16 protein-coding genes are annotated in these 18,423 nt (G+C 68.1%); 9 read left to right on the top strand and 7 right to left on the bottom strand.

The genetic code is table 11. The features are described 5' to 3' along the window. Positions 1-49 precede the first annotated feature (49 nt). Positions 50-664, top strand: coding sequence for a TetR/AcrR family transcriptional regulator (locus E5198_RS02260; protein ID WP_168772459.1), 615 nt, complete (start codon positions 50-52; stop codon positions 662-664). Between the two features lie 80 nt (positions 665-744). On the opposite strand, the gene E5198_RS02255 is transcribed toward E5198_RS02260, so the two are convergent. After that, positions 745-2,190 carry a SulP family inorganic anion transporter gene (locus E5198_RS02255; protein WP_136488387.1) on the bottom strand — a complete coding sequence of 482 codons (1,446 nt, stop codon included), beginning with the start codon at positions 2,188-2,190 and terminating at the stop codon, positions 745-747. 183 nt (positions 2,191-2,373) lie between these two features. Here E5198_RS02255 and E5198_RS02250 point away from each other — a divergent pair, with 183 nt between their 5' ends. Then, entirely contained in the window at positions 2,374-2,823 is a 450-nt protein-coding gene (locus tag E5198_RS02250; RefSeq protein ID WP_136488386.1) for a YMGG-like glycine zipper-containing protein, read from the top strand. A gap of 44 nt (positions 2,824-2,867) precedes the next feature. Here the strand turns inward: E5198_RS02250 and E5198_RS02245 are convergent, their stop codons facing one another. Next, a complete protein-coding gene (locus tag E5198_RS02245) occupies positions 2,868-4,160 on the bottom strand; it encodes a site-specific integrase (RefSeq protein WP_178084035.1) in 1,293 nt (430 codons plus the stop codon). Positions 4,161-4,497: 337 nt separating this feature from the next. Here E5198_RS02245 and phaR point away from each other — a divergent pair, with 337 nt between their 5' ends. After that, the gene (gene phaR / locus E5198_RS02240; RefSeq protein WP_136488385.1) at positions 4,498-5,031 is read left to right on the top strand and encodes a polyhydroxyalkanoate synthesis repressor PhaR; all 534 of its coding nucleotides are present in this window, start codon (positions 4,498-4,500) and stop codon (positions 5,029-5,031) included. A gap of 212 nt (positions 5,032-5,243) precedes the next feature. Here the strand turns inward: phaR and phaP are convergent, their stop codons facing one another. Beyond that, on the bottom strand, positions 5,244-5,909 hold the full coding sequence (phaP, locus tag E5198_RS02235; RefSeq protein WP_305956027.1) for a TIGR01841 family phasin: 666 nt from the start codon (positions 5,907-5,909) through the stop codon (positions 5,244-5,246). A gap of 382 nt (positions 5,910-6,291) precedes the next feature. Here phaP and E5198_RS02230 point away from each other — a divergent pair, with 382 nt between their 5' ends. From E5198_RS02230 to phaC (E5198_RS02215), 4 genes are all read left to right on the top strand, one after another. Then, positions 6,292-7,041 carry a beta-ketoacyl-ACP reductase gene (locus tag E5198_RS02230; protein ID WP_136488384.1) on the top strand — a complete coding sequence of 250 codons (750 nt, stop codon included), beginning with the start codon at positions 6,292-6,294 and terminating at the stop codon, positions 7,039-7,041. A gap of 86 nt (positions 7,042-7,127) precedes the next feature. After that, entirely contained in the window at positions 7,128-8,306 is a 1,179-nt protein-coding gene (locus E5198_RS02225; RefSeq protein ID WP_136488383.1) for an acetyl-CoA C-acetyltransferase, read from the top strand. Between the two features lie 82 nt (positions 8,307-8,388). Then, positions 8,389-10,095, top strand: a complete 1,707-nt coding sequence (gene phaC / locus E5198_RS02220) for a class I poly(R)-hydroxyalkanoic acid synthase (RefSeq protein WP_136488382.1) — start codon at positions 8,389-8,391, stop codon at positions 10,093-10,095. Positions 10,096-10,416: 321 nt separating this feature from the next. Beyond that, positions 10,417-12,126 (top strand): class I poly(R)-hydroxyalkanoic acid synthase, encoded by a 1,710-nt coding sequence (gene phaC / locus E5198_RS02215; protein WP_136488381.1) that lies wholly within the window; start codon positions 10,417-10,419, stop codon positions 12,124-12,126. 87 nt (positions 12,127-12,213) lie between these two features. Here the strand turns inward: phaC (E5198_RS02215) and E5198_RS02210 are convergent, their stop codons facing one another. After that, on the bottom strand, positions 12,214-12,882 hold the full coding sequence (locus E5198_RS02210) for a dienelactone hydrolase family protein (protein ID WP_136488380.1): 669 nt from the start codon (positions 12,880-12,882) through the stop codon (positions 12,214-12,216). A 202-nt stretch (positions 12,883-13,084) separates the two neighbouring features. Between E5198_RS02210 and E5198_RS02205 the strand changes: the two genes are divergently transcribed. Beyond that, positions 13,085-13,573, top strand: coding sequence for a CBS domain-containing protein (locus E5198_RS02205; RefSeq protein ID WP_136488379.1), 489 nt, complete (start codon positions 13,085-13,087; stop codon positions 13,571-13,573). A gap of 37 nt (positions 13,574-13,610) precedes the next feature. Here the strand turns inward: E5198_RS02205 and E5198_RS02200 are convergent, their stop codons facing one another. The 3 genes from E5198_RS02200 to fdhF are packed head-to-tail and all read right to left on the bottom strand — an operon-like array spanning position 13,611 to position 17,561. After that, the gene (locus E5198_RS02200) at positions 13,611-14,453 is read right to left on the bottom strand and encodes an FAD/NAD(P)-binding protein (RefSeq protein WP_136488378.1); all 843 of its coding nucleotides are present in this window, start codon (positions 14,451-14,453) and stop codon (positions 13,611-13,613) included. Next, the gene (locus E5198_RS02195) at positions 14,441-15,478 is read right to left on the bottom strand and encodes a 4Fe-4S dicluster domain-containing protein (RefSeq protein WP_136488377.1); all 1,038 of its coding nucleotides are present in this window, start codon (positions 15,476-15,478) and stop codon (positions 14,441-14,443) included. The genes E5198_RS02200 and E5198_RS02195 overlap by 13 nt, the downstream gene beginning before the upstream one ends. Further along, complete coding sequence (gene fdhF, locus E5198_RS02190; RefSeq protein WP_136488376.1) at positions 15,465-17,561, bottom strand: formate dehydrogenase subunit alpha; 2,097 nt, start codon at positions 17,559-17,561, stop codon at positions 15,465-15,467. Before fdhF ends, E5198_RS02195 begins: the two co-directional genes overlap by 14 nt. A 243-nt stretch (positions 17,562-17,804) precedes the next feature. On the opposite strand from fdhF, the gene E5198_RS02185 reads away from it, so the two are divergent. After that, a complete protein-coding gene (locus E5198_RS02185) occupies positions 17,805-18,344 on the top strand; it encodes an Hsp20/alpha crystallin family protein (RefSeq protein ID WP_136488375.1) in 540 nt (179 codons plus the stop codon). Positions 18,345-18,423 lie beyond the last annotated feature (79 nt).

The following is an 18,423-nucleotide window of genomic DNA, read 5'->3' as shown; positions in this document are numbered from 1 at the left end:
GTACAGTAATGTTTTTGATACAGCCAACAGCCGGAGCGCGTTCCCAGCCATGTCAGCAAAAGCCGGACGTCCCGTCGATCAGCAGAAGGATCGCGACATTCTCGAAGCCGCGCGGGAACTGGCATTCGAGGGAGGACCGAAGGCCCTCACCATGGACCGGGTGGCCAGCCTCGCCGGCGTCTCCAAGGCGACGCTGTATGCCCGCTATGCCAATCGCTACGACTTGCTGCGGGCGGTGGTGAGCAGCGAGGCGTTCGCCATCAATCAGACCCTCGACCGTACTCCCGCGAGTCGCGAGGAGCTGTGCAGGGATCTGGCGGGCTTGATCGAGGCGCTGTCCGCCTTCATCGCCAGCGAGCGGCACCAGCGCCTGATCCAGGCTCTGGGCACGATCCCACAGGATGCGCAGGATCTGGGCGAGGTGTACCGCAATGGTCCAGCCAACACCCAGCGCCTGCTTGCCGAGTATCTGGAGGCAGCGGCGCACAGCGGGCTGATCGAATGTCCCGAGCCGCTGGCGAGTGCCGAAATGCTGCTGGGCATGGTGATGGGTCTTGACCTGCTGCGTGGCCAGTACCGGGTGCCGCTCGAGCGGGGCAGCGAGGAGCAGTGCACGCGGCATGCGCGCCGGGTACTGGCGGCCTTCCTGGCGAGCCATGTCTGAAGACGCCGCAGGGGAGCAAGGAGTGGGCTGATCGTATCGAAGGCCGACCCCGGGGTGGGCTGGCCTTCAGCAGCCGCGCCTCAGTCGTGGTGCACCCCGGCGCGCTTGAGCAGCTGCTTGCAGCGCTCGGAGAGGTGCAGCACGCGCAGGTGCTTGCCGGCCTTGGCGTAGCGCTCGCGCAGGGTCTTCAGCGCGGCGATGGCCGAGTAGTCGACGAAGCTCAGGTGGCGGCAGTCGAGGGTCACCTGGGCCGGGTCGCCGGCCACGTCGAACTGGTTGAGGAACGGCGTGGTCGAGGCGAAGAACAGCGTGCCGTGCACCCGATACAGCTTGCTGCCGTCGGCCTGCACATCGCTGTCGGCGTACAGCTCGCGGGCCTGCTGCCAGGCGAAGTTGAGCGCGGCGATGACGATGCCGCAGAGCACGGCGGTGGCCAGGTCGGTGAACACAGTGATGATGGTCACCGCGACTATCACCAGCGCATCGTTGAGCGGCACCTTGCCGAACACCCGCAGCGAGGCCCAGGCGAAGGTCTGCTGGGCCACCACGAACATCACCCCGACCAGCGCGGCCAGCGGGATGCGCTCGATCAGCGGTGAGAGGAACAGCACGAACAGCAGGATCATCACCCCGGCGACCACCCCGGACAGCCGGCCGCGACCGCCGGAGCTGAGGTTGATCATGGTCTGGCCGATCATCGCGCAGCCGCCCATGCCGCCGAACAGGCCGGAGGCGATGTTGGCTGCGCCGAGGGCCGTGCACTCGCGGTCCGGATAGCCGCGGCTCTCGGTGATCTCGTCGGTGAGGTTGAGGGTCAGCAGGGTTTCCAGCAGGCCGACCAGCGCCATCAGCACCGCGTAGGGGGCGATGATGGCCAGGGTTTCCAGGTTCCAGGGGATGTCCGGCAGGGCGAAGGCGGGCAGGCCGCCGGCGATGTTGGCCATGTCGCCGAGGGTGTGGGTCGGCAGGTCGAGCAGGTAGACCGCCGCACCGACGCCGAGGATCGCCACCAGCGCCGGCGGCACCGCGCGGGTCAGGCGCGGCAGCAGGTAGACGATGGCCATGGTCAGCGCCACCAGTCCCAGCATCAGGTACAGCGCCGTGCCGCTCAGCCAGGCCTCGCCGTCCCTGAAGTGCTCCTGCTGGGACAGGGCGATGACGATGGCCAGGCCGTTGACGAAGCCGAGCATCACCGGGTGCGGCACCATGCGGATCAGCTTGCCGAGGCGCAGCAGGCCGAAGGCGACCATGATCAAGCCGCCGAGCAGCACGGTGGCCAGCAGGTACTGGGCCCCGTGCTGTACCACCAGCGCGACGATGACCACGGCCATCGAGCCGGCGGCGCCGGAGACCATGCCCGGCCGGCCGCCGAACAGCGCGGTGAGGGTGCAGATGATGAAGGCGCCGTACAGGCCCATCAGCGGATTGAGCTGGGCGACCAGGGCGAAGGCGATGCACTCGGGCACCAGCGCGAAGGAGGTGGTGAGTCCGGCCAGGACATCGGCGCGCAGACGTGTGGGTTTCATGGCGATCCTGAGGTGGAGGCCGGCGCAGCCGGCTGCAGGGATTGGCGAAAAAGGGGCGGGGATGTTACGGAACCACAGGCCGCCTGGCCAGCCGACCACAGGCAGCGGGGCAGGTCCGGGGCCGGACTATGCTTCTCGGGTCAGCAACTGGCCGCCCAGCCACCCACGGGAGCGCTCGCCACCATGCCAAGATGCCTTTCTTTCTGCCTTGCCAGCGGGCTGGCCATCGCCAGTGCCTGTGCATTCGCCGAGACGGTCACCCCGCTGCAGGGCCAGTCGCCGGAAACCATGCAGCAGGACATCAGCGCCTGCCAGGCCCAGGCCGGCAGCGCCAGCACCAGCAGCCCGCAGACCGGCGGCCGGGCACGGGGCGCCGTCGCCGGAGCCGCGGCCGGTGCCGCCGCGGCGGGAGTACGCGGCCGCCAGCACGAGGAGGTGTATGACCGCCTCGACGAGGACGTCCAGCAGGAATACCGGCAGAACCAGGCCAGGGAAGCCGCGGCGGCCGGCGTGGTGGTGGGCGGCTCGCGCCAGCGCCAGGACCGGCGCCAGGATCGCCGCAATGCCGGGCAGAACGCCTCGTCGGCCTACACCAGCTGCATGCAGCAGCGCGGCTACCAGGTCACGCCCTGAGCAGGGAAGGGCGCCTCCGCGGGTTCAGGCGCCGAACCTGGTCGCTACTCCTTGATCCGCAGATGCTTCACCGAATGTGCCCGCTGTTCATCCAGCGAGTTGTAGTAGGTGTTCTGCGTGGTGCTCAGGCTGTTGTGACGCAGGTCGGCCTGCAGGTCCTTCATGTCCCGGTGGGGGGCGTCGAAGGTGGCAGAGGTATGCCGCAGCCAGTGCAGCGAGGCCGAGCGCAGGTGGTCGACCTCGTCGTTGCTCCAGCCTTCCTCGACCATCCGCTCCAGCGCGTGGTCGAAGACCTGCTGCAGCAGCAGGCGCAGGTGACGGTCGGAAAGGCCAGCGCGCCCCTTGAGCGTGGCGAGCAGGGGATGCGTCTCGTGGGGCGAGGGCAGGGCAGGCAGGCCCAGGTGCCGGCGGTAGCGGGTCAGGTAGGTCTGGATATAGTCGTCGCGCACGCTGATCTTCGCCGCCTTGTTGCCTTTGCCGACCACGTGGAACCACCAGTTGCCGGTGGTATCGCGGCGGAAATCGCCCATGGTCGGCTCCCAGTTGTCGCGCCCGACCAGGTCGGATACCCGCAGGTACATGGCGAACAGCGTGGCCAGGATGAACAGCGTGCGTTCGTGGACCTCGTCCTCGTCGGCCATTTTCTCGGCGGTCTCGATGACGTAGCTCCATTGCAACTGGGTGAGCGAGCGTCCCGAGACATCCAGGGTGTTGCGCTGCTTGTAGACCGATTTCTGCTTGACAGCCCGGAACGGGTTGACCTCGGTCAGTCCCTCGTCGGTGGCGTGCTGGAAGAAGCTGCCGCACACGGCGAAGACCTGGGCCACCGAGCCCTGGGACATCCGGTAGGGTCGGCTGTCGCTGCCCGGCGCGGCGGATCCGTCCAGCGAGCGGTTGCGCTTGGGCACGGTGATGCTGAACGGGCGCCAGTCCTCGTTGACCACATAGCTGTCGGACTCGAGCTTCTTGCGGCCGCCGATGCGCACGAAGCGGGAGCGGACCATCGGCCCGATCCAGTCCCTGGGCGGCCGCAGGCAGAACTCCATGAAGGCCTCGGCATCCCGGCGACGCAACTCGAGCAGCGGCTTGCGGGCGACCAGCAGCGCCCAGAGCAAGAGCCGCTCGACATGGGTGCGGTAGGAATTGAAAGTGGGCTCGTTGCCGGCGTAGGACTTGAGAAAGCCGCGGACCGCGAGATAGCCGTCGATGGCCTGCAGCTCGGCAGGAAAGCTGGCGAGGTATTCGCGGACGACCGGGAGTTCCTCGCTGATCTGCAGGAAGTTCAGCTCAAGGAAACGGCTGTAGGTTTCGAACAGGGGCAACGGCGTCGTAGGCATGGCGAGCTTTCCGGTGTCTGAAGGATCTGGTTGAATCGGCAAGGGCGCGCGAAGTGACCTTGCCGGGCGCTGAAACGCATTATATGCAATTTCCGGGTCTGGTCGTTATCGGATATTGTATATCCTTGAAACGCACCCTTCCGCCCGACCCGGCGACCCGCCACCTGCCGTGCTGGGTCAGTCGCTGACGATTCCAGTCCGCCGTCGATGCCGCCGACCAGACGGAACACGTCTGCTGCGCGTTCGCGGCACTCTCGGTGGCACAGCATTGAACGGCCAGCCCGCCGCGCTTTGAGTTAACATGGTCGGCACAATATCGTCCGCGAGAGTCCGCAGCATGACTGATCGGAAGCATGTCCGCCTGATCAAGAAATACGCCAACCGTCGTCTTTACGATACGCAGACCAGCACGCACATAACGCTGCAGGATATACGTCAGCTGGTCATCCAGGAGGAACCTTTCCAGGTGGTCGACGCCAAGACCGGCGAAGACCTGACCCGCAGCATCCTGCTGCAGATCATCCAGGAAGCGGAAAGCGGCGGCGAGCCGATCTTCTCCAGCGAGATGCTCAAGGGGATCATCCGCTTCTACGGCCCGTTCCAGGGCATGCTCGGCAACTATCTGGAGAAAAGCATCCAGGCGGTGATCGACGTGCAGGCCAAGACCGGCCAGCAGTCCTCCCAGGCCTGGAGCGACTTCATGCGCAGCCAGCTGCCGGTCATGCAGGATCTGATGGGCCAGTACGTCGAGCAATCCAAGCAGCTGTACCTGAGCACGCAGAACCTGTTCGGCATGTTCCCGGGTTTCCCGGGTACCGCCAGCCGCAGCGACAAGGATGGCAAGAAGGACAAGGATGGCGACGCCAGCTGAGCCGCCGTGCTGAGCCGCCGTGAGGCATCCCGCACCACCATTGTGCAAAGGCCCGCTATCTGCGGGCCTTTGCACATCTGATCGTTGGGAGTTACAGAGTGCCGCCTGAGCCACGACCTCGGTCATCGGCATGACAGGAAAGGCGGAGCAAGACGATCCATGGCCGCCCTGCTCCGCCTCCGGCTCGGCGAGCCCTCTCTCCCCGGACAGCCTTACTTGCGAGCGCCGCCGGCAGCCTTGGTGGCTTCGCGAGCAGCCTGGCCAGCAGCCGAAGTGGCGGCGGCGATGCCGTTCTCGGCGATTTCGGCGGCCTGCTTGGCAGTCTTCTGCGCGCTTTCGATCACGTTGCCGGCAGTCTCGACGGCGGACTTGAGCACGGCCACGGCAGACTCGGAGCCGGCTGGCGCGTTCTTTGCAATTTCGTCTACCAGTTCCTGCACCTGCTGCGCGTTGCGGGCAGCCTGACGTTCGCCGAGCTTGGCGATGTCGGCCTGGGTGCTGGAGATCAGGTCGTACACCTGGCGGTTGAACTCCATCATGCGCTCGGCCTGGTTGGCCGGATGGGCCAGGGAACCGATGACCGCAGTGAAGCTCTGCGGATCACGAACGGCAAGCAGTTTGCTTGCGTTCTCGAAGGTTTCCTCGCTGACCGAACGCAGGGTGGCGATCTGCAGGTGGCCGAGCTGTTCGAGGCCCTTGAGGAACTTGGTGTTCATTTGCTGCAGCAGCTCGAGGTTGGATTTCTGGGCAGCCTGCAGTTTTTCAGAATCGAAGAAGGACATGGATGAAGTCTCCCGAGGATGAGAATGGCTGAAAACCTGTGCCGGCGAGTGCCACTGCTGCACGCGACCTGCAATTTCATTCTTGGCGATCGGCATGCATTGCGCAAGCACTTTTTGTGCGCTGCACAAAAAATTTTCGAACTGTCACACCTCCAGCCGAAGGAGCGTACCGCCCGAAAAATCAAGCACAGGCAGCTACACATGACACAGATCAATGACGTCCACATGTCACATCCGTGTCGATTGGACGAAAAGCCACAGCAATCATTGTGCAAAGCAGCAGGAGGCCCAGCCAGACGCCCGCGAGAGCCACGGAAATTCTCGTCAAGAAAACGCAATCTTTCGCTAGCAAGGTAGGTACATCGGGCAGGCACAGAACAGGCCCGTCTGCCGGACAGTCGACCGGGGCCCGCGGGGCCCGACCTCCGGCATGTGTTGTTCCGCTTCACCATCATTTATCGAATGGAGTGACTGCAACATGACCAACAACAACAAGCGCATTGCACTGGTAACTGGCGGCATGGGTGGCATCGGCACGGCGATCAGCCGGCGCCTGCACCGCGACGGCTTCATCGTCGTGGTCGGCTGCAGCGCCCAGTCCACTCGCAAGGACGCCTGGCTGGAGCAGCAGCGCCAGGAAGGCTTCGAGTTCCACAGCATGGCCTGCGACATCACCGACTGGGACGACGTCGCCCGGGCCTTCGCCGAAGTCCGCGCGGAAATCGGCCAGATCGACGTGCTGGTGAACAACGCCGGCATCACCCGCGACACCACCTTCAGGAAGATGACCCCGCAGGACTGGAGCGCGGTGATCTCCACCAACCTCAACGGCCTGTTCAACACCACCAAGCAGGTCATCGACCCGATGCTAGAGCGTGGCTGGGGCCGCATCATCAACATCTCCTCGGTCAACGGCCAGCGCGGCCAGTTCGGCCAGACCAACTACTCGGCCGCCAAGGCCGGCATCCACGGCTTCAGCATGGCGCTGGCCCGCGAAGTGGCCAGCAAGGGCATCACCGTCAACACCATCTCCCCCGGCTACATCCGCACCGAGATGACCGCGGCGATCCGCGAGGACGTCCTGGAGAAGATCATTTCCGGCATTCCGGTCGGCCGCATGGGCCAGCCGGAGGAAATCGCCTCCATGGTGTCCTGGCTGGCCTCCGAGGAAGGCGCCTATGCCACCGGCGCCGACTTCTCGGTCAACGGCGGCCTGAACATGGCCTGAGTCGGCCCGGCCGACCCTTTGCGCCTGCCCGCAGCTCGCCGCGGGCAGGCGCCCTCCTCCCCGTTTTCTGCAGCAGAGGTTCACCCATGAACGATGTTGTCATTGTCGCCGCCACCCGTACCGCCATCGGCTCCTTCCAGGGCGCCCTGAGCAGCATTCCCGCCCCGGAGCTGGGTGCCGCGGTCATCCGTCAGGTGCTCGAACTGAGCGGCGTCCAGCCGCAGGACATCGACGAGGTCATCCTCGGCCAGGTGCTCACCGCCGGCTCCGGCCAGAACCCTGCCCGCCAGGCCGCGATCAAGGCCGGCCTGCCCCACGAGGTTCCGGCACTCACCCTCAACAAGGTGTGCGGCTCGGGCCTCAAGGCCGTGCAGCTGGCCGTGCAGGCCATCCGCTGCGGCGACGCCGAGCTGGTCATCGCCGGCGGCCAGGAGAACATGAGCCTGTCGCCCTACGTGCTGCCCAAGGCGCGCACCGGCCTGCGCATGGGCCACGCCCAGCTGCAGGACAGCATGATCCAGGACGGCCTGTGGGATGCCTTCAACGACTACCACATGGGCATCACCGCCGAGAACCTGGCCAAGCGCTTCGAGATCAGCCGCGAGGAGCAGGACGCCTTCGCCGCCGCCTCCCAGCAGAAGGCCGCCGCAGCCATCGAGGCCGGCACCTTCAAGGACGAGATCACCCCGATCCTGATCCCGCAGCGCAAGGGCGACCCGCTGGTGTTCGCCACCGACGAGCAGCCGCGCGGCGAGACCACCTACGACAGCCTGGCCAAGCTCAAGCCGGCGTTCAGCAAGGACGGCAGCGTCACCGCCGGCAACGCCTCCAGCATCAACGACGGCGCCGCCGTGGTGCTGCTGGCCAGCGCGAAGAAGGCCGCCGAACTGGGCCTGCCGGTGCTGGCCAGGGTCAAGGCCTATGCCAGCTCCGGCGTCGACCCGGCGATCATGGGCATCGGCCCGGTGTCGGCAACCCGCCTGTGCCTGGAGAAGGCCGGCTGGAGCCTGGACGACCTGGACCGCGTCGAGGCCAACGAGGCCTTCGCCGTGCAGGCGCTGAGCGTCAACAAGGAACTGGGCTGGGACACCGGCAAGGTCAACGTCAACGGCGGCGCCATCGCCCTCGGCCACCCCATCGGCGCCTCCGGCTGCCGCATCCTGGTCACCCTGCTGCACGAGCTGCAGCGCAGCAACCTGAGCAAGGGCCTGGCGACCCTGTGCATCGGCGGTGGTCAGGGCGTGGCCCTGGCAGTCGAACGCTGATATGGTCTGAACGCGGCCACCCATGAGGGGTGGCCGCGTCGCCTGTCGGATACAGCAGCCACCAGATCAGCGGATACAAGAGATGGATAACTCCCCGCCCTTCACGGCCTTCTTCTCGGCCAACATGCCCTTCGTCGCCCGTGCAGCCCTTGAGCAGCTGCGCATCTGGGTGCGCCACAACCCGTGGTTCCAGGGCAAGAACACCGACACCTGGTTCCAGGTCGACAGTGCCATCCTTGACCGCCTGCAGGCGGAGTACGGCGGCGAGTGGGCGCAGCTCGGCATGCAGATGCTGACCCACCAGCCGTTCGCCTTCACCGACCCGCGCTTCGCCGGCAGCGCCTGGAGCCAGCCGCTGTTCGGCTCGCTGGCCGCGCTCTACCTGCTCAACTCGCGTTTCCTGATGCGCCTGCTCGACGAGCTGCCCATCGAGTCCGGCAAGATGCGCCAACGCCTGACCTTCCTGGTCGAGCAGCTGATCGCCGCCGGGGCACCGAGCAACTACCTCAACAGCAACCCCGAAGCGCTGGAGCGCATGGTGCAGACCCAGGGCGCGAGCCTGTTCAGCGGCATGCTGCACCTGGCCAGCGACATGAAGGAAGGCAAGCTGCGCCAGTGCGACAGCGGCGCCTTCACGGTCGGCGGCAACCTGGCCACCACCCCCGGCCAGGTGGTCTACCAGAATCCGTTCTTCCAGCTGATCCAGTACGCGCCGCAGAGCGAGAGCCAGTACCAGCGCCCGCTGCTGGTCGTGCCGCCGGCGATCAACAAGTACTACATCCTCGACCTGCAGGCGGAAAGCTCGTTCGTCCGTCACGCCCTCGAGCAGGGCCACCCGGTGTTCCTGGTGTCCTGGCGCAACGCCGACGAGAGCATCGCCACCGCCACCTGGGACGACTACGTCGAGCAGGGCATCATCGAGGCGATCCGCGTCACCCAGGCGATCAGCGGCCAGCAGCAGCTGAACCTGCTCGGCTACTGCGTCGGCGGTACCCTGCTGGCCTGCGGCCTGGGTGTGCTCGCCGCGCGCGGCATCAAGCCCGCCGCCAGCCTGACCCTGCTGGTCACCCTCCTCGACTTCGAGGACGCCGGGGTGCTCGACGTGTTCGTCGACGAGGAAATCGTCCGCTACCGCGAGCGCACCATCGGCGGCGAGGGCGGCAGCTTCGGCCTGTTCCGCGGCGAGGACATGGGCAACACCTTCTCCCTGCTGCGTCCCAACGAGCTGTGGTGGAACTACGGGGTCGAGAAGTACCTCAAGGGCCAGAAGCCGCGCTCGCTGGACCTCCTGTACTGGAACAACGACCACACCCACCTGCCCGGTCCGATGTACTGCTGGTACCTGCGCCACGCTTACCTGCAGAACGACATCAGGAGCGGCCGGCTGCAGGTCTGCGGCGAGACCCTCGACCTGTCCAGCCTGGACATGCCCACCTACCTGGTCGGCACCCGCGAGGACCACATCGTGCCGTGGCGCGGCGCCTTCGCCAGCACCCGCCTGCTCAAGGGTCCGACCCGCTTCGTGCTCGGCGCCTCCGGGCACATCGCCGGCATCATCAACCCGCCGGCGAAGAAGAAGCGCAGCTACTGGACCAGCGATACGCTGCCGATCGATCCGGACGCCTGGCTGAGCAGCGCCGAGGAGCATCCCGGCAGCTGGTGGGGCGACTGGAACAGCTGGCTGAGCCAGTACGCCGGCGAAAGCGGTCCGGCCGTAGCCAGCCTCGGCTCGTCCGACTACCCGCCGCTGGAAGCGGCGCCCGGCCAGTACGTCCTGCAACGCGACTGACCCGCCCGTTGCCCGGCCCGCCCTGCGCGGGCCGGGTAGCACCCCACAGATCCCGCCCTTCGCCTGTCTGCCCTCGCCTGCCGCTCGCACCGGTCCGGGCACTTCTCCCTGCGTGTGTGGCAACGCTCTCCATCCGCTACCGCCGGGATGACTGTCATGCATTGAGAAACGCCTGTCGCCGGATGCGAAGCAGGCGCGCGCACAGCTCCGTAGATTGCCTGCCCGACAAGCGAAGCTGAATGACCTCGCTGCCCAGCCACGCCCAGCACGCAGTCCCCTTACTGCTGCAGGGCGGCCTTCTTGCAGAACACCGGGTAAACAATGAACAACAACGTACCGCCCTTCTCGGCCTTCTTCTCGGCCAACCTGCCTTTCGTCGCCCGTGCCGCCCTGGAGCCGTTGCGCTTCTGGGTACGCCAGAGCCCCTGGTTCCAGAACCAGGACACCGACGCCTGGTTCGAGGTCGACGCCGCGGCGCTCAACGCCCTGCAGAGCGAATACAACGGCGAATGGGCCAGGCTCGGCATGCAGATGCTGACCTATCAGCCGTTCGTATTCAGCGATCCGCGTTTCACCGGCAACGCCTGGAGCCAGCCGCTGTTCGGTTCGCTGGCCGCGCTCTACCTGCTCAACTCGCGGTTTCTGATGCGCCTGATCGACCTGCTGCCGATCGACTCGGCCAAGCTGCGCAAGCGCCTGGTGTTCCTGGTCGAGCAACTGGTCGCCGCCGGCGCGCCGAGCAACTGCCTGGGCAGCAACCCCGAAGCGCTCGAACGCGCCGTGCAGACCGGCGGGGCCAGCCTGTTCAGCGGCATGCTGCACCTGGCCAGCGACCTCAAGGAAGGCAAGCTGCGCCAGTGCGACAGCGCGGCCTTCGAGGTCGGCGTCAACCTGGCCAACACCCCCGGCCAGGTGGTCTACCAGAACCCGCTGTTCCAGCTGATCCAGTACAGGCCGCAGAGCGACACCCAGTACCGGCGCCCGCTGCTGCTGGTGCCGCCGGCGATCAACAAGTTCTACATCCTCGACATGCAGCCGGAGAGTTCGCTGGTGCGCTATGCGCTGGAGCAGGGCCATCCGGTGTACCTGATGTCCTGGCGCAACGTCGACCAGAGCCTGGCCGCCACCACCTGGGACGACTACGTCGAGCAGGGCATCATCGAGGCGATCAGGGTCACCCAGGCGATCAGCGGCGAGCAGCAGCTCAACCTGCTAGGCTACTGCGTCGGCGGCACCCTGCTGGCCTGCGGCCTCGGCGTGCTCGCCGCCCGCGGCATCAAGCCCGCCGCCAGCCTGACCCTGCTGGTCACCCTGCTCGACTTCGAGGACACCGGCCTGCTCAACGTGTTCATCGACGAGGAGATCGTCCGCTACCGCGAGCGCACCATCGGCGGCGCGGGCGGCAAGTTCGGCCTGTTCCGCGGCGAGGAGATGGGCAACACCTTCTCCCTGCTGCGCCCCAACGAGCTGTGGTGGAACTACGGGGTCGAGAAGTACCTCAAGGGCCAGAAGCCGCGCTCCATGGACCTGCTGTTCTGGAACAACGACCACACCCACCTGCCCGGCGCCATGTACTGCTGGTACCTGCGCCACACCTACCTGCAGAACGAGCTGAAGAGCGGCACGCTAAAGGTCTGCGGCGAAACCCTCGACCTCGGCCAGCTGGACATGCCGACCTACCTGGTCGGCGCCCGCGAGGACCACATCGTGCCGTGGCGCAGCGCCTTCACCAGCGGCCGCCTGCTCAAGGGGCCGAGCCGCTTCGTGCTCGGTGCCTCCGGACACATCGCCGGCATCATCAACCCGGCTTCGAAGAACAAGCGCAGCTACTGGACTAGCGAGGTGCCGGCGACCGATCCCGAGCAGTGGCTGGCAAGTGCCACCGAGCAGCCCGGCAGCTGGTGGATCGACTGGACCAGCTGGCTAGGCCAGCACGCCGGCAAGCGCGGCAAGCCGGCGGCCAGCCTCGGCTCGGCCGACTACCCGCCGCTGGAAGCGGCGCCCGGCAGCTACGTGCTGGCGCGCGACTGAGTCCCGCCGCCCGGCACGCCACGTGCGGGCCGGTGCCGTGCCGACCCCGAGCGGCCTGGCCCCGGACCAGCGGCAGCACCGCAGTCGTCAGATCCGCCGCAGATAGCGCAGGAACCACTCGCCGGCCAGTTCCGCCACCTTGAGCAGCTTGCCCGGCTCATCGAACAGATGGGTCGCCCCGGGCACCACCTCCAGCCGCTTGATCCCGGCCAGGCGCATCAGGCTCTCGCGGTTGAGGGCGAGCACCACGTCGTCCTCACCGCCCACGATCAGCAGGCTGGGGGCGCGCACATGCTCCAGCGCATCCCCAGCCAGGTCGGTACGCCCGCCGCGGGAGACCACCGCCGCCACCAGCTCGTGACGCTGCGCGGCGCAGATCAGCGCCGCGGCGGCGCCGGTGCTGGCGCCGAACAGGCCGACCACCAGCTCCTGCAGGCGCTCGTCCCCGTGCAGCCAGTCGACCACGGTGACCAGCCGGCGGGCCAGCAGCGGGATGTCGAAGCGGAACTCGCGGGTCGCCTCGTCGATGTCCTGCTCGTCCTCGGTGAGCAGGTCGAGCAGCAGGGTGCCGAGGCCGAGGTCGTTGAAGAAGCGCGCCACCTGCTGGTTGCGCGGACTGAAACGGCTGCTGCCGCTGCCGTGGGCGAACACCACCAGCCCCTCGGCGTCCTCCGGAACGGCCAGCTCGCCATGCAGCACCCCATCCTTCAGGTCGAGCCGCAGGCTGCGCTGCGGAACCTTGCGTATGTCGCTCATGGTGCACCTCCCAGGATCTGTCCCTCCAGTCTAGTCCTGCGCAGGCATCCGGCCGGCGAGCTGCCTGACGGTCGTTGCCCGGCCCGGCAGGCGGGCGTCTAATGTCTTGCTGTATCCATGCTCATCCGGAGGATGAGCCGTCGGTCCATGCGGTCGGTGCGGCACGGGAAGCGGAGCGCGGCCGTCTCTGTGGAGCGGGATCATGAACGTCAGCGACGTGATGCATAAGCCGGTGCAGTGCTGTCACCCCGGCGACAGCCTGGAGCAGGCGGCAGAAATGATGGCCAGGTGCGACTGCGGGGCGATCGCCGTGGTCGACCAGAGCAACCATGCGATCGGCATAGTCACCGACCGCGACATCGCCCTGCTGGCCGCCGAGCGGCACAAGCCCCTGTGGGAACTCAAGGCCGGCGAGCTGGCCGGCCGCCACGACCTGTACACCTGCCACGACGACACCGATGTGCACGAGGCCCTGCACATGATGGCGGCGAAGAAGGTGCGCCGCCTGCCGGTGGTGGGCGCCGATGGCGAACTGCATGGCATGGTCGCCATGTCCGACATCCTCCATCGCCTGACCCTGCACGGCGGCAGCGTGCGCGATGCCCCGGAAGACTGGCGCGAGGCGCTGGAGGCCTTCAACGACATCACCTCGCCGAGCCTGCCGGCGGTGATGGACGACCTGGGGATGTGACCTCGACCGCCTGCCGCTGCCCCCAGCGGCAGGCCCCTCAGCAGGGCCCGACGTCCGCCGCGCCGAGCACGCCACGCAGGTTGCCCCGGGCCAGCAGCGCCCGATACTGGTCGTAGCGGTAGGTCGGCCCGTCGACGCAGGCATAGCTGTCGGCGATGTAGCAGTGGCCGCACAGCCCCACCGCGCAATGCATACGCCGCTCCACCGACAGCCAGATGCGCTCCGCCGCCACGCCGCGGCGCACGCAGGCCTTGGCTATGGCCAGCATGAAGGCTTCCGGGCCGCAGCACAGCACGCTGTGCGGCAGCGTCTCGGCGCACAGGCGATCCAGCTGCCCCAGCGGCGAGCCGCGCAGTTCCTCCGGCCCGCCCTCGTCGAGGGTCTCGATCAGCGGCAGGATGCTCCGCCAGCGCGCCCGCTCGCGGCCGAGCACCTGATGCTCGGCGCTGCGCGCGCCATAGAGAACGCGCAGGGCCAGCTCCGGGCGCTCGCTGGCCGCGGCGATCCAGCCAGCCAACGGTGCCAGGCCGCAGCCGCCGGCCACCACCAGCACCGACTTGGAGCCGTCCGGTTCCGGCCAGCCGCGGCCGAACGGGCCGCGACAGCCGAGCAGCGCGCCCGTCTCCAGCTCGAACAGCCGCGCCGTCAGCCGCCCGCTGCGGCGGATCAGCGCGCTGAACTCACCGGCTGCATCCGGCGCGCTGACGTAGGTGAAGGGCGCCTCGCCCTGCCCCGGTACGCCGAGCATGAAGAACTGCCCGGGCAGCGTCGCCCGGTCGCTCTCCAGCGGCTGCTCCAGACGCAGGCGGAAGTGCCGGGCGTCGCGGCCGTCGGCGTAGCTGCCGAGCAGGCGCAGCGGTCTGGGGGTCAGTTCGAGCATGGCTTGCCCACCTTCGCCATCACCGCATGCACGCCGATGCCGCCGGGGCAGACCCGGTCGCAGCGCCCGCAGCCGACGCAGCCGTAGCGGCCGAACTGCTGGCGGAAGCCCTCGCCGAACTTGTGCTGCCAGAAGCGCTGCACCCGCTGCCCCGGCGCGGCGCTGGGATTGTGGCCGCTGGCCTCCTTCTGGAAGCCCTCGTACAGGCAGGAGTCCCACACCCGCTCGTGCACCAGCGCGCCGCCCGGCAGTGGGCGCTCCAGCGGGGCGAAGCAGGAGCAGGTCGGGCACACCGTGGTGCAGCCGGAGCAGACCAGGCAGCGCAGGCCCAGGCTGTCCCAGCTCGCCTGGCTGACCCGCCCGGCATTGATGGCCGCCACGCCGTCCTCCAGCCAGCGGGCGTCACCCTGCTCGCTGGCGACCTGGCTGTGGATGGCGGCGCGCTCGGCCTGCCAGTCGAGGCTGGCGAGCGGCAGGCCGAGGCCGGCCACCGCCGCCGCGCCGGCCGGCGAGAGGCTAAGCAGCCGCCAGCCGCCGTCGTCCTGCGGCAGCAGCACCAGGTCGGCGGTGCCCGCGCGCACGGTCGGGCCGCTGTCGACCTGGGTGCAGAAACCCTGGCTGCAGCTGTGCCGGCAGTCGATGCCGACCAGCAGGGTCGCCGCGCGGCGCCGCCGGTAGTGGGGATCGGCGGCGAAGAACTGGTCCTGGTAGCTCACCGCCGCCAGGTCGCAGGCGTGCAGGCCGAACAGTACCTGGTCCGCCACCTCGGGCAGGCAGGCGACGAAGCGGTCACCCTCGACGCGGAACACCGCCTCGCGCTCGGCGAAGAAGAACGCCTTGGCCGAGAACGGCGGCGGCTCGGGGTCGGCCACGAAGGGACTGGGGTCGTCGGCCGTCACCGCCTGCCAGTGGCGACCGCCCTGGCCGTCCTCGCGGACCTCGTAGAGCACCCGGCCGCCGGCCAGCTGCGCGCGCAGGCGTTCGACGCTGTCCAGTTCGTAACAGCTGGGCTCAAATGCTGCCATCACTGATCTCCTGCTCCAGCGCTGCCGCCAGGCGTGGCGCCACGCCCGGCGGCAGCGGCTCGAGGGCCACGGCGCAGGCCTTCAGCTCGGGCATCTTGCTCTGCGGGTCCTGGGCGCTGTTGGTAAGGAGGTTGCACGGCGCTTCGCGGAAGTGGTACGGCATCGACAGGGTCCCCGGTGGCACGTCGTCGGTGAGGCTGGCGCGCGTTTCCAGGCTGCCGCGGCGCGAACGCAGGCGCACGCCCTGGCCATCCTGCAGGCGCAGGTTGGCGGCGTCCTGCGGGTGGATGAACAGCAGGCCGGCCGGGGTCTCGCGCTCGAGCAGCGGCGACTTGCGGGTCATCGAACCGCCGCCGTAGTGGAAGTGCAGGCGCTGGGTGGTGAAGAAGAACGGGTAGTCGGCATCCGGCGTCTCGTCCGGATCGACCTGCGACACCGGCAACAGCCGCCCGCGCCCGCGCGGGAAGCTCTCGGCATGCAGGCGTGGCGAGCCCCGGGGATGCACGTAGTCGCACGGCCAGTGCAGGCCGTGGTGGGCGTCCAGCGCCGAGTAGCTCATGGCGGCAAAGCTCGGCGTCAGGTCGGCCATCTCGGCGAACACCGCCTCGGCATCCGGCCAGAGCATGCCCAGGTAGCCCATGCGCGCGGCCAGCGCGGCGAGGATCTGCCAGTCGGTCCAGGCCTCGCCGGGCGGCGCGACGGCGCGGCGGATGCGCTGCACGCGGCGCTCGCAGTTGGTGAAGGTGCCGTCCTTCTCGGCGAAGGACGCCGCCGGCAGCACCACGTCGGCCAGTTTCGCCGTCTCGGTCAGGGTCAGCTCGACCACCACCAGGAAGTCCAGCGCGCGCAGCGCGCGCTCGACGTGGTGCTGGTCCGGGTCGGTGAGCACCGGCTCCTCGCCCATGATCATCAGCGCCTTGAAGTCGCCGGCCAGCGCCGCCTGGGTCATGCCCAGCGAGGTCAGCCCCGGCGCCGCCGGCATCGGCACGCCCCAGGCACGGGCGAACTTGGCCTGCACGTCCTCGCTGGCCGCGCTCTGGTAACCGGGGTAGACGTTGGGCAGGCAGCCCATGTCGCAGGCGCCCTGCACGTTATTCTGCCCGCGCAGCGGATAGATGCCGGCGCCGGGGCGGCCGACCTGGCCGCACACCAGGGCCAGGTTGGAAACCGCCACCACATTGTTCGTGCCGCTCTGGAACTGGGTGATGCCCATGCCGTAGGCGATGAAGGCGGCCCCGGCATGGCTCACCGCGTGGGCGAGCGGCTCCAGCTCGGCCACCGGCACGCCGGTCTGCGCGCTGGTCACTGCCGGGCTCAGGGCGGCCACATGCTGGCGCAGGACCTCGACGTTCTCGCAGCGCTCGTCAAGGAAGGCGCGGTTCTCCCAGCCGTTGGCGAAGATGATGTGCAGCAGGCCGTTGAGCAGGGCGATGTTGCTGCCCAGACGCAGCTGCACGTGCTGGTCGGCCAGCCGTGCCAGGCGCGTCTTGCGCGGGTCGACCACCACCAGCCGCGCGCCGCGGGCCTGGGCGCGCAGGATGCGCGCGCCGAGCATGGCGTGGTTTTCCGTGGTGTCAGTGCCGATCAGCAGGATCAGGTCGGCCGCGTCGACGTCAGTCATGCAGCCGGTCATCGCCCCGGAGCCCAGAGTCAGCGACAGCCCGGCCACCGAGGGGCTGTGGCAGATGCGCGCACAGTGGTCGACGTTGTGGGTGCCGAGCACCGCGCGGGCGAATTTCTGCGCGGCGTAGTTATCCTCGTTGGTCGCCCGCGCACAGCTGATCACCCCGACCGCCTGCGGGCCGCCTTCGGCCAGCGCGTCGCGAAAGGCACCGGCGACCCGCCCCAGCGCCTCGTCCCAGCTGGCCGGGCGGAAACCATCGGCCTCGCGGATCAGCGGCTGGGTCAGGCGCCCGGCCGCGTCGATGGCGAAGCTGGTCGACCAGCCCTTGCTGCACAGCTGGCCCTGGCTCACCGGATGGCCGGGCTGCGGCTCGACGCCGACCACCCGGCCCTGCTCGACGCGCAGGCCGATGCCGCAGCCGACCCCGCAGAAGGTGCATATGCTTGGAATTACCTGCATCGGCGGCTCCCCCGTCCCCGTCTCCCTGAAGGCTAGACCGCCCGCCGACCGGCGCACCTGACCCCGGTCGGAAACTTGCAAATTTCCCGGATGACCTAGACTGGTATCACTGCCGCCAGCCGGGGTGGCCCTCCTGCGCGGGCGCCCCCCGGCCAGCGCCTCGAACCTGTGCGAGGCGCGCCTGCTGGCGCTGAGCGAATCCAGATCCAGTCCCGATCGCCCCCCACAGAGGAGCACTCCACGATGGCTGAGAACGAGAAGAAGGTTGCGGTGGAAACCGAGGAGAAATCCGCCAGGCAGAGCCCGCTGTCCACGGCGATGCGGCCGCTGGAAAACCTGCGCCGTCAGGTCGATCGGCTGTTCGAGGACTTCGATCGCGGCTGGCACCTGCCGTTCTCCCGCAGCGGCTTCGAGATCGAGCCGTTCTGGCGCCGTGAGCTGAGCTTCGCCGGCATGCCGGCGGTGGACATCATCGAGAAGGACGACGCCTTCGAGATCACCGCCGAGCTGCCGGGCATGGACGAGAAGAACGTGCAGGTCAAGCTGAGCAACGGCAACCTGACCATCACCGGCGAGAAGAAGGACGAGCGCGAGGAGAAGAAGAAGGACTACTACCTCTCCGAACGCCACTACGGCTCCTTCCAGCGCACCTTCGGCCTGCCCGAGGGCGTCGATGCCGACAAGATCGAGGCACAATTCGCCAAGGGCGTGCTGACCCTGAAACTGCCGAAGAAGCCCGAGTCCAGGCAGGCCGAGAAGACCATCAACATCAAGACCAGCTGACCAACGCCCCCGGCCCTGTCCGCTCGGACAGGGCCCCTTGCGCCGCTCCGGCCCGCCGCCGTCATGAAGGCTTCCGCCC

The sequence above is a fragment of the Pseudomonas sp. A-1 genome, from assembly GCF_004801855.1.
Lineage (GTDB): Bacteria > Pseudomonadota > Gammaproteobacteria > Pseudomonadales > Pseudomonadaceae > Geopseudomonas.
Note: the sequence above shows the minus strand (reverse complement) of the source record. Positions and strands in the feature narration are given on the sequence as shown.

Excerpts from the sequence above, each read along its gene's own strand:
- phaC (WP_136488382.1), top strand. The coding sequence starts at position 8,389 with ATGGATAACTCCCCGCCCTTCACGGCCTTCTTCTCGGCCAACATGCCC.
- E5198_RS02200 (WP_136488378.1), bottom strand. The coding sequence starts at position 14,453 with ATGCTCGAACTGACCCCCAGACCGCTGCGCCTGCTCGGCAGCTACGCC.
- E5198_RS02195 (WP_136488377.1), bottom strand. The coding sequence starts at position 15,478 with ATGGCAGCATTTGAGCCCAGCTGTTACGAACTGGACAGCGTCGAACGC.
- E5198_RS02225 (WP_136488383.1), top strand. The coding sequence starts at position 7,128 with ATGAACGATGTTGTCATTGTCGCCGCCACCCGTACCGCCATCGGCTCC.
- E5198_RS02250 (WP_136488386.1), top strand. The coding sequence starts at position 2,374 with ATGCCAAGATGCCTTTCTTTCTGCCTTGCCAGCGGGCTGGCCATCGCC.
- fdhF (WP_136488376.1), bottom strand. The coding sequence starts at position 17,561 with ATGCAGGTAATTCCAAGCATATGCACCTTCTGCGGGGTCGGCTGCGGC.
- E5198_RS02260 (WP_168772459.1), top strand. The coding sequence starts at position 50 with ATGTCAGCAAAAGCCGGACGTCCCGTCGATCAGCAGAAGGATCGCGAC.
- E5198_RS02205 (WP_136488379.1), top strand. The coding sequence starts at position 13,085 with ATGAACGTCAGCGACGTGATGCATAAGCCGGTGCAGTGCTGTCACCCC.
- E5198_RS02185 (WP_136488375.1), top strand. The coding sequence starts at position 17,805 with ATGGCTGAGAACGAGAAGAAGGTTGCGGTGGAAACCGAGGAGAAATCC.
- E5198_RS02230 (WP_136488384.1), top strand. The coding sequence starts at position 6,292 with ATGACCAACAACAACAAGCGCATTGCACTGGTAACTGGCGGCATGGGT.
- phaR (WP_136488385.1), top strand. The coding sequence starts at position 4,498 with ATGACTGATCGGAAGCATGTCCGCCTGATCAAGAAATACGCCAACCGT.
- E5198_RS02255 (WP_136488387.1), bottom strand. The coding sequence starts at position 2,190 with ATGAAACCCACACGTCTGCGCGCCGATGTCCTGGCCGGACTCACCACC.
- phaP (WP_305956027.1), bottom strand. The coding sequence starts at position 5,909 with ATGCCGATCGCCAAGAATGAAATTGCAGGTCGCGTGCAGCAGTGGCAC.
- E5198_RS02210 (WP_136488380.1), bottom strand. The coding sequence starts at position 12,882 with ATGAGCGACATACGCAAGGTTCCGCAGCGCAGCCTGCGGCTCGACCTG.
- E5198_RS02245 (WP_178084035.1), bottom strand. The coding sequence starts at position 4,160 with ATGCCTACGACGCCGTTGCCCCTGTTCGAAACCTACAGCCGTTTCCTT.
- phaC (WP_136488381.1), top strand. The coding sequence starts at position 10,417 with ATGAACAACAACGTACCGCCCTTCTCGGCCTTCTTCTCGGCCAACCTG.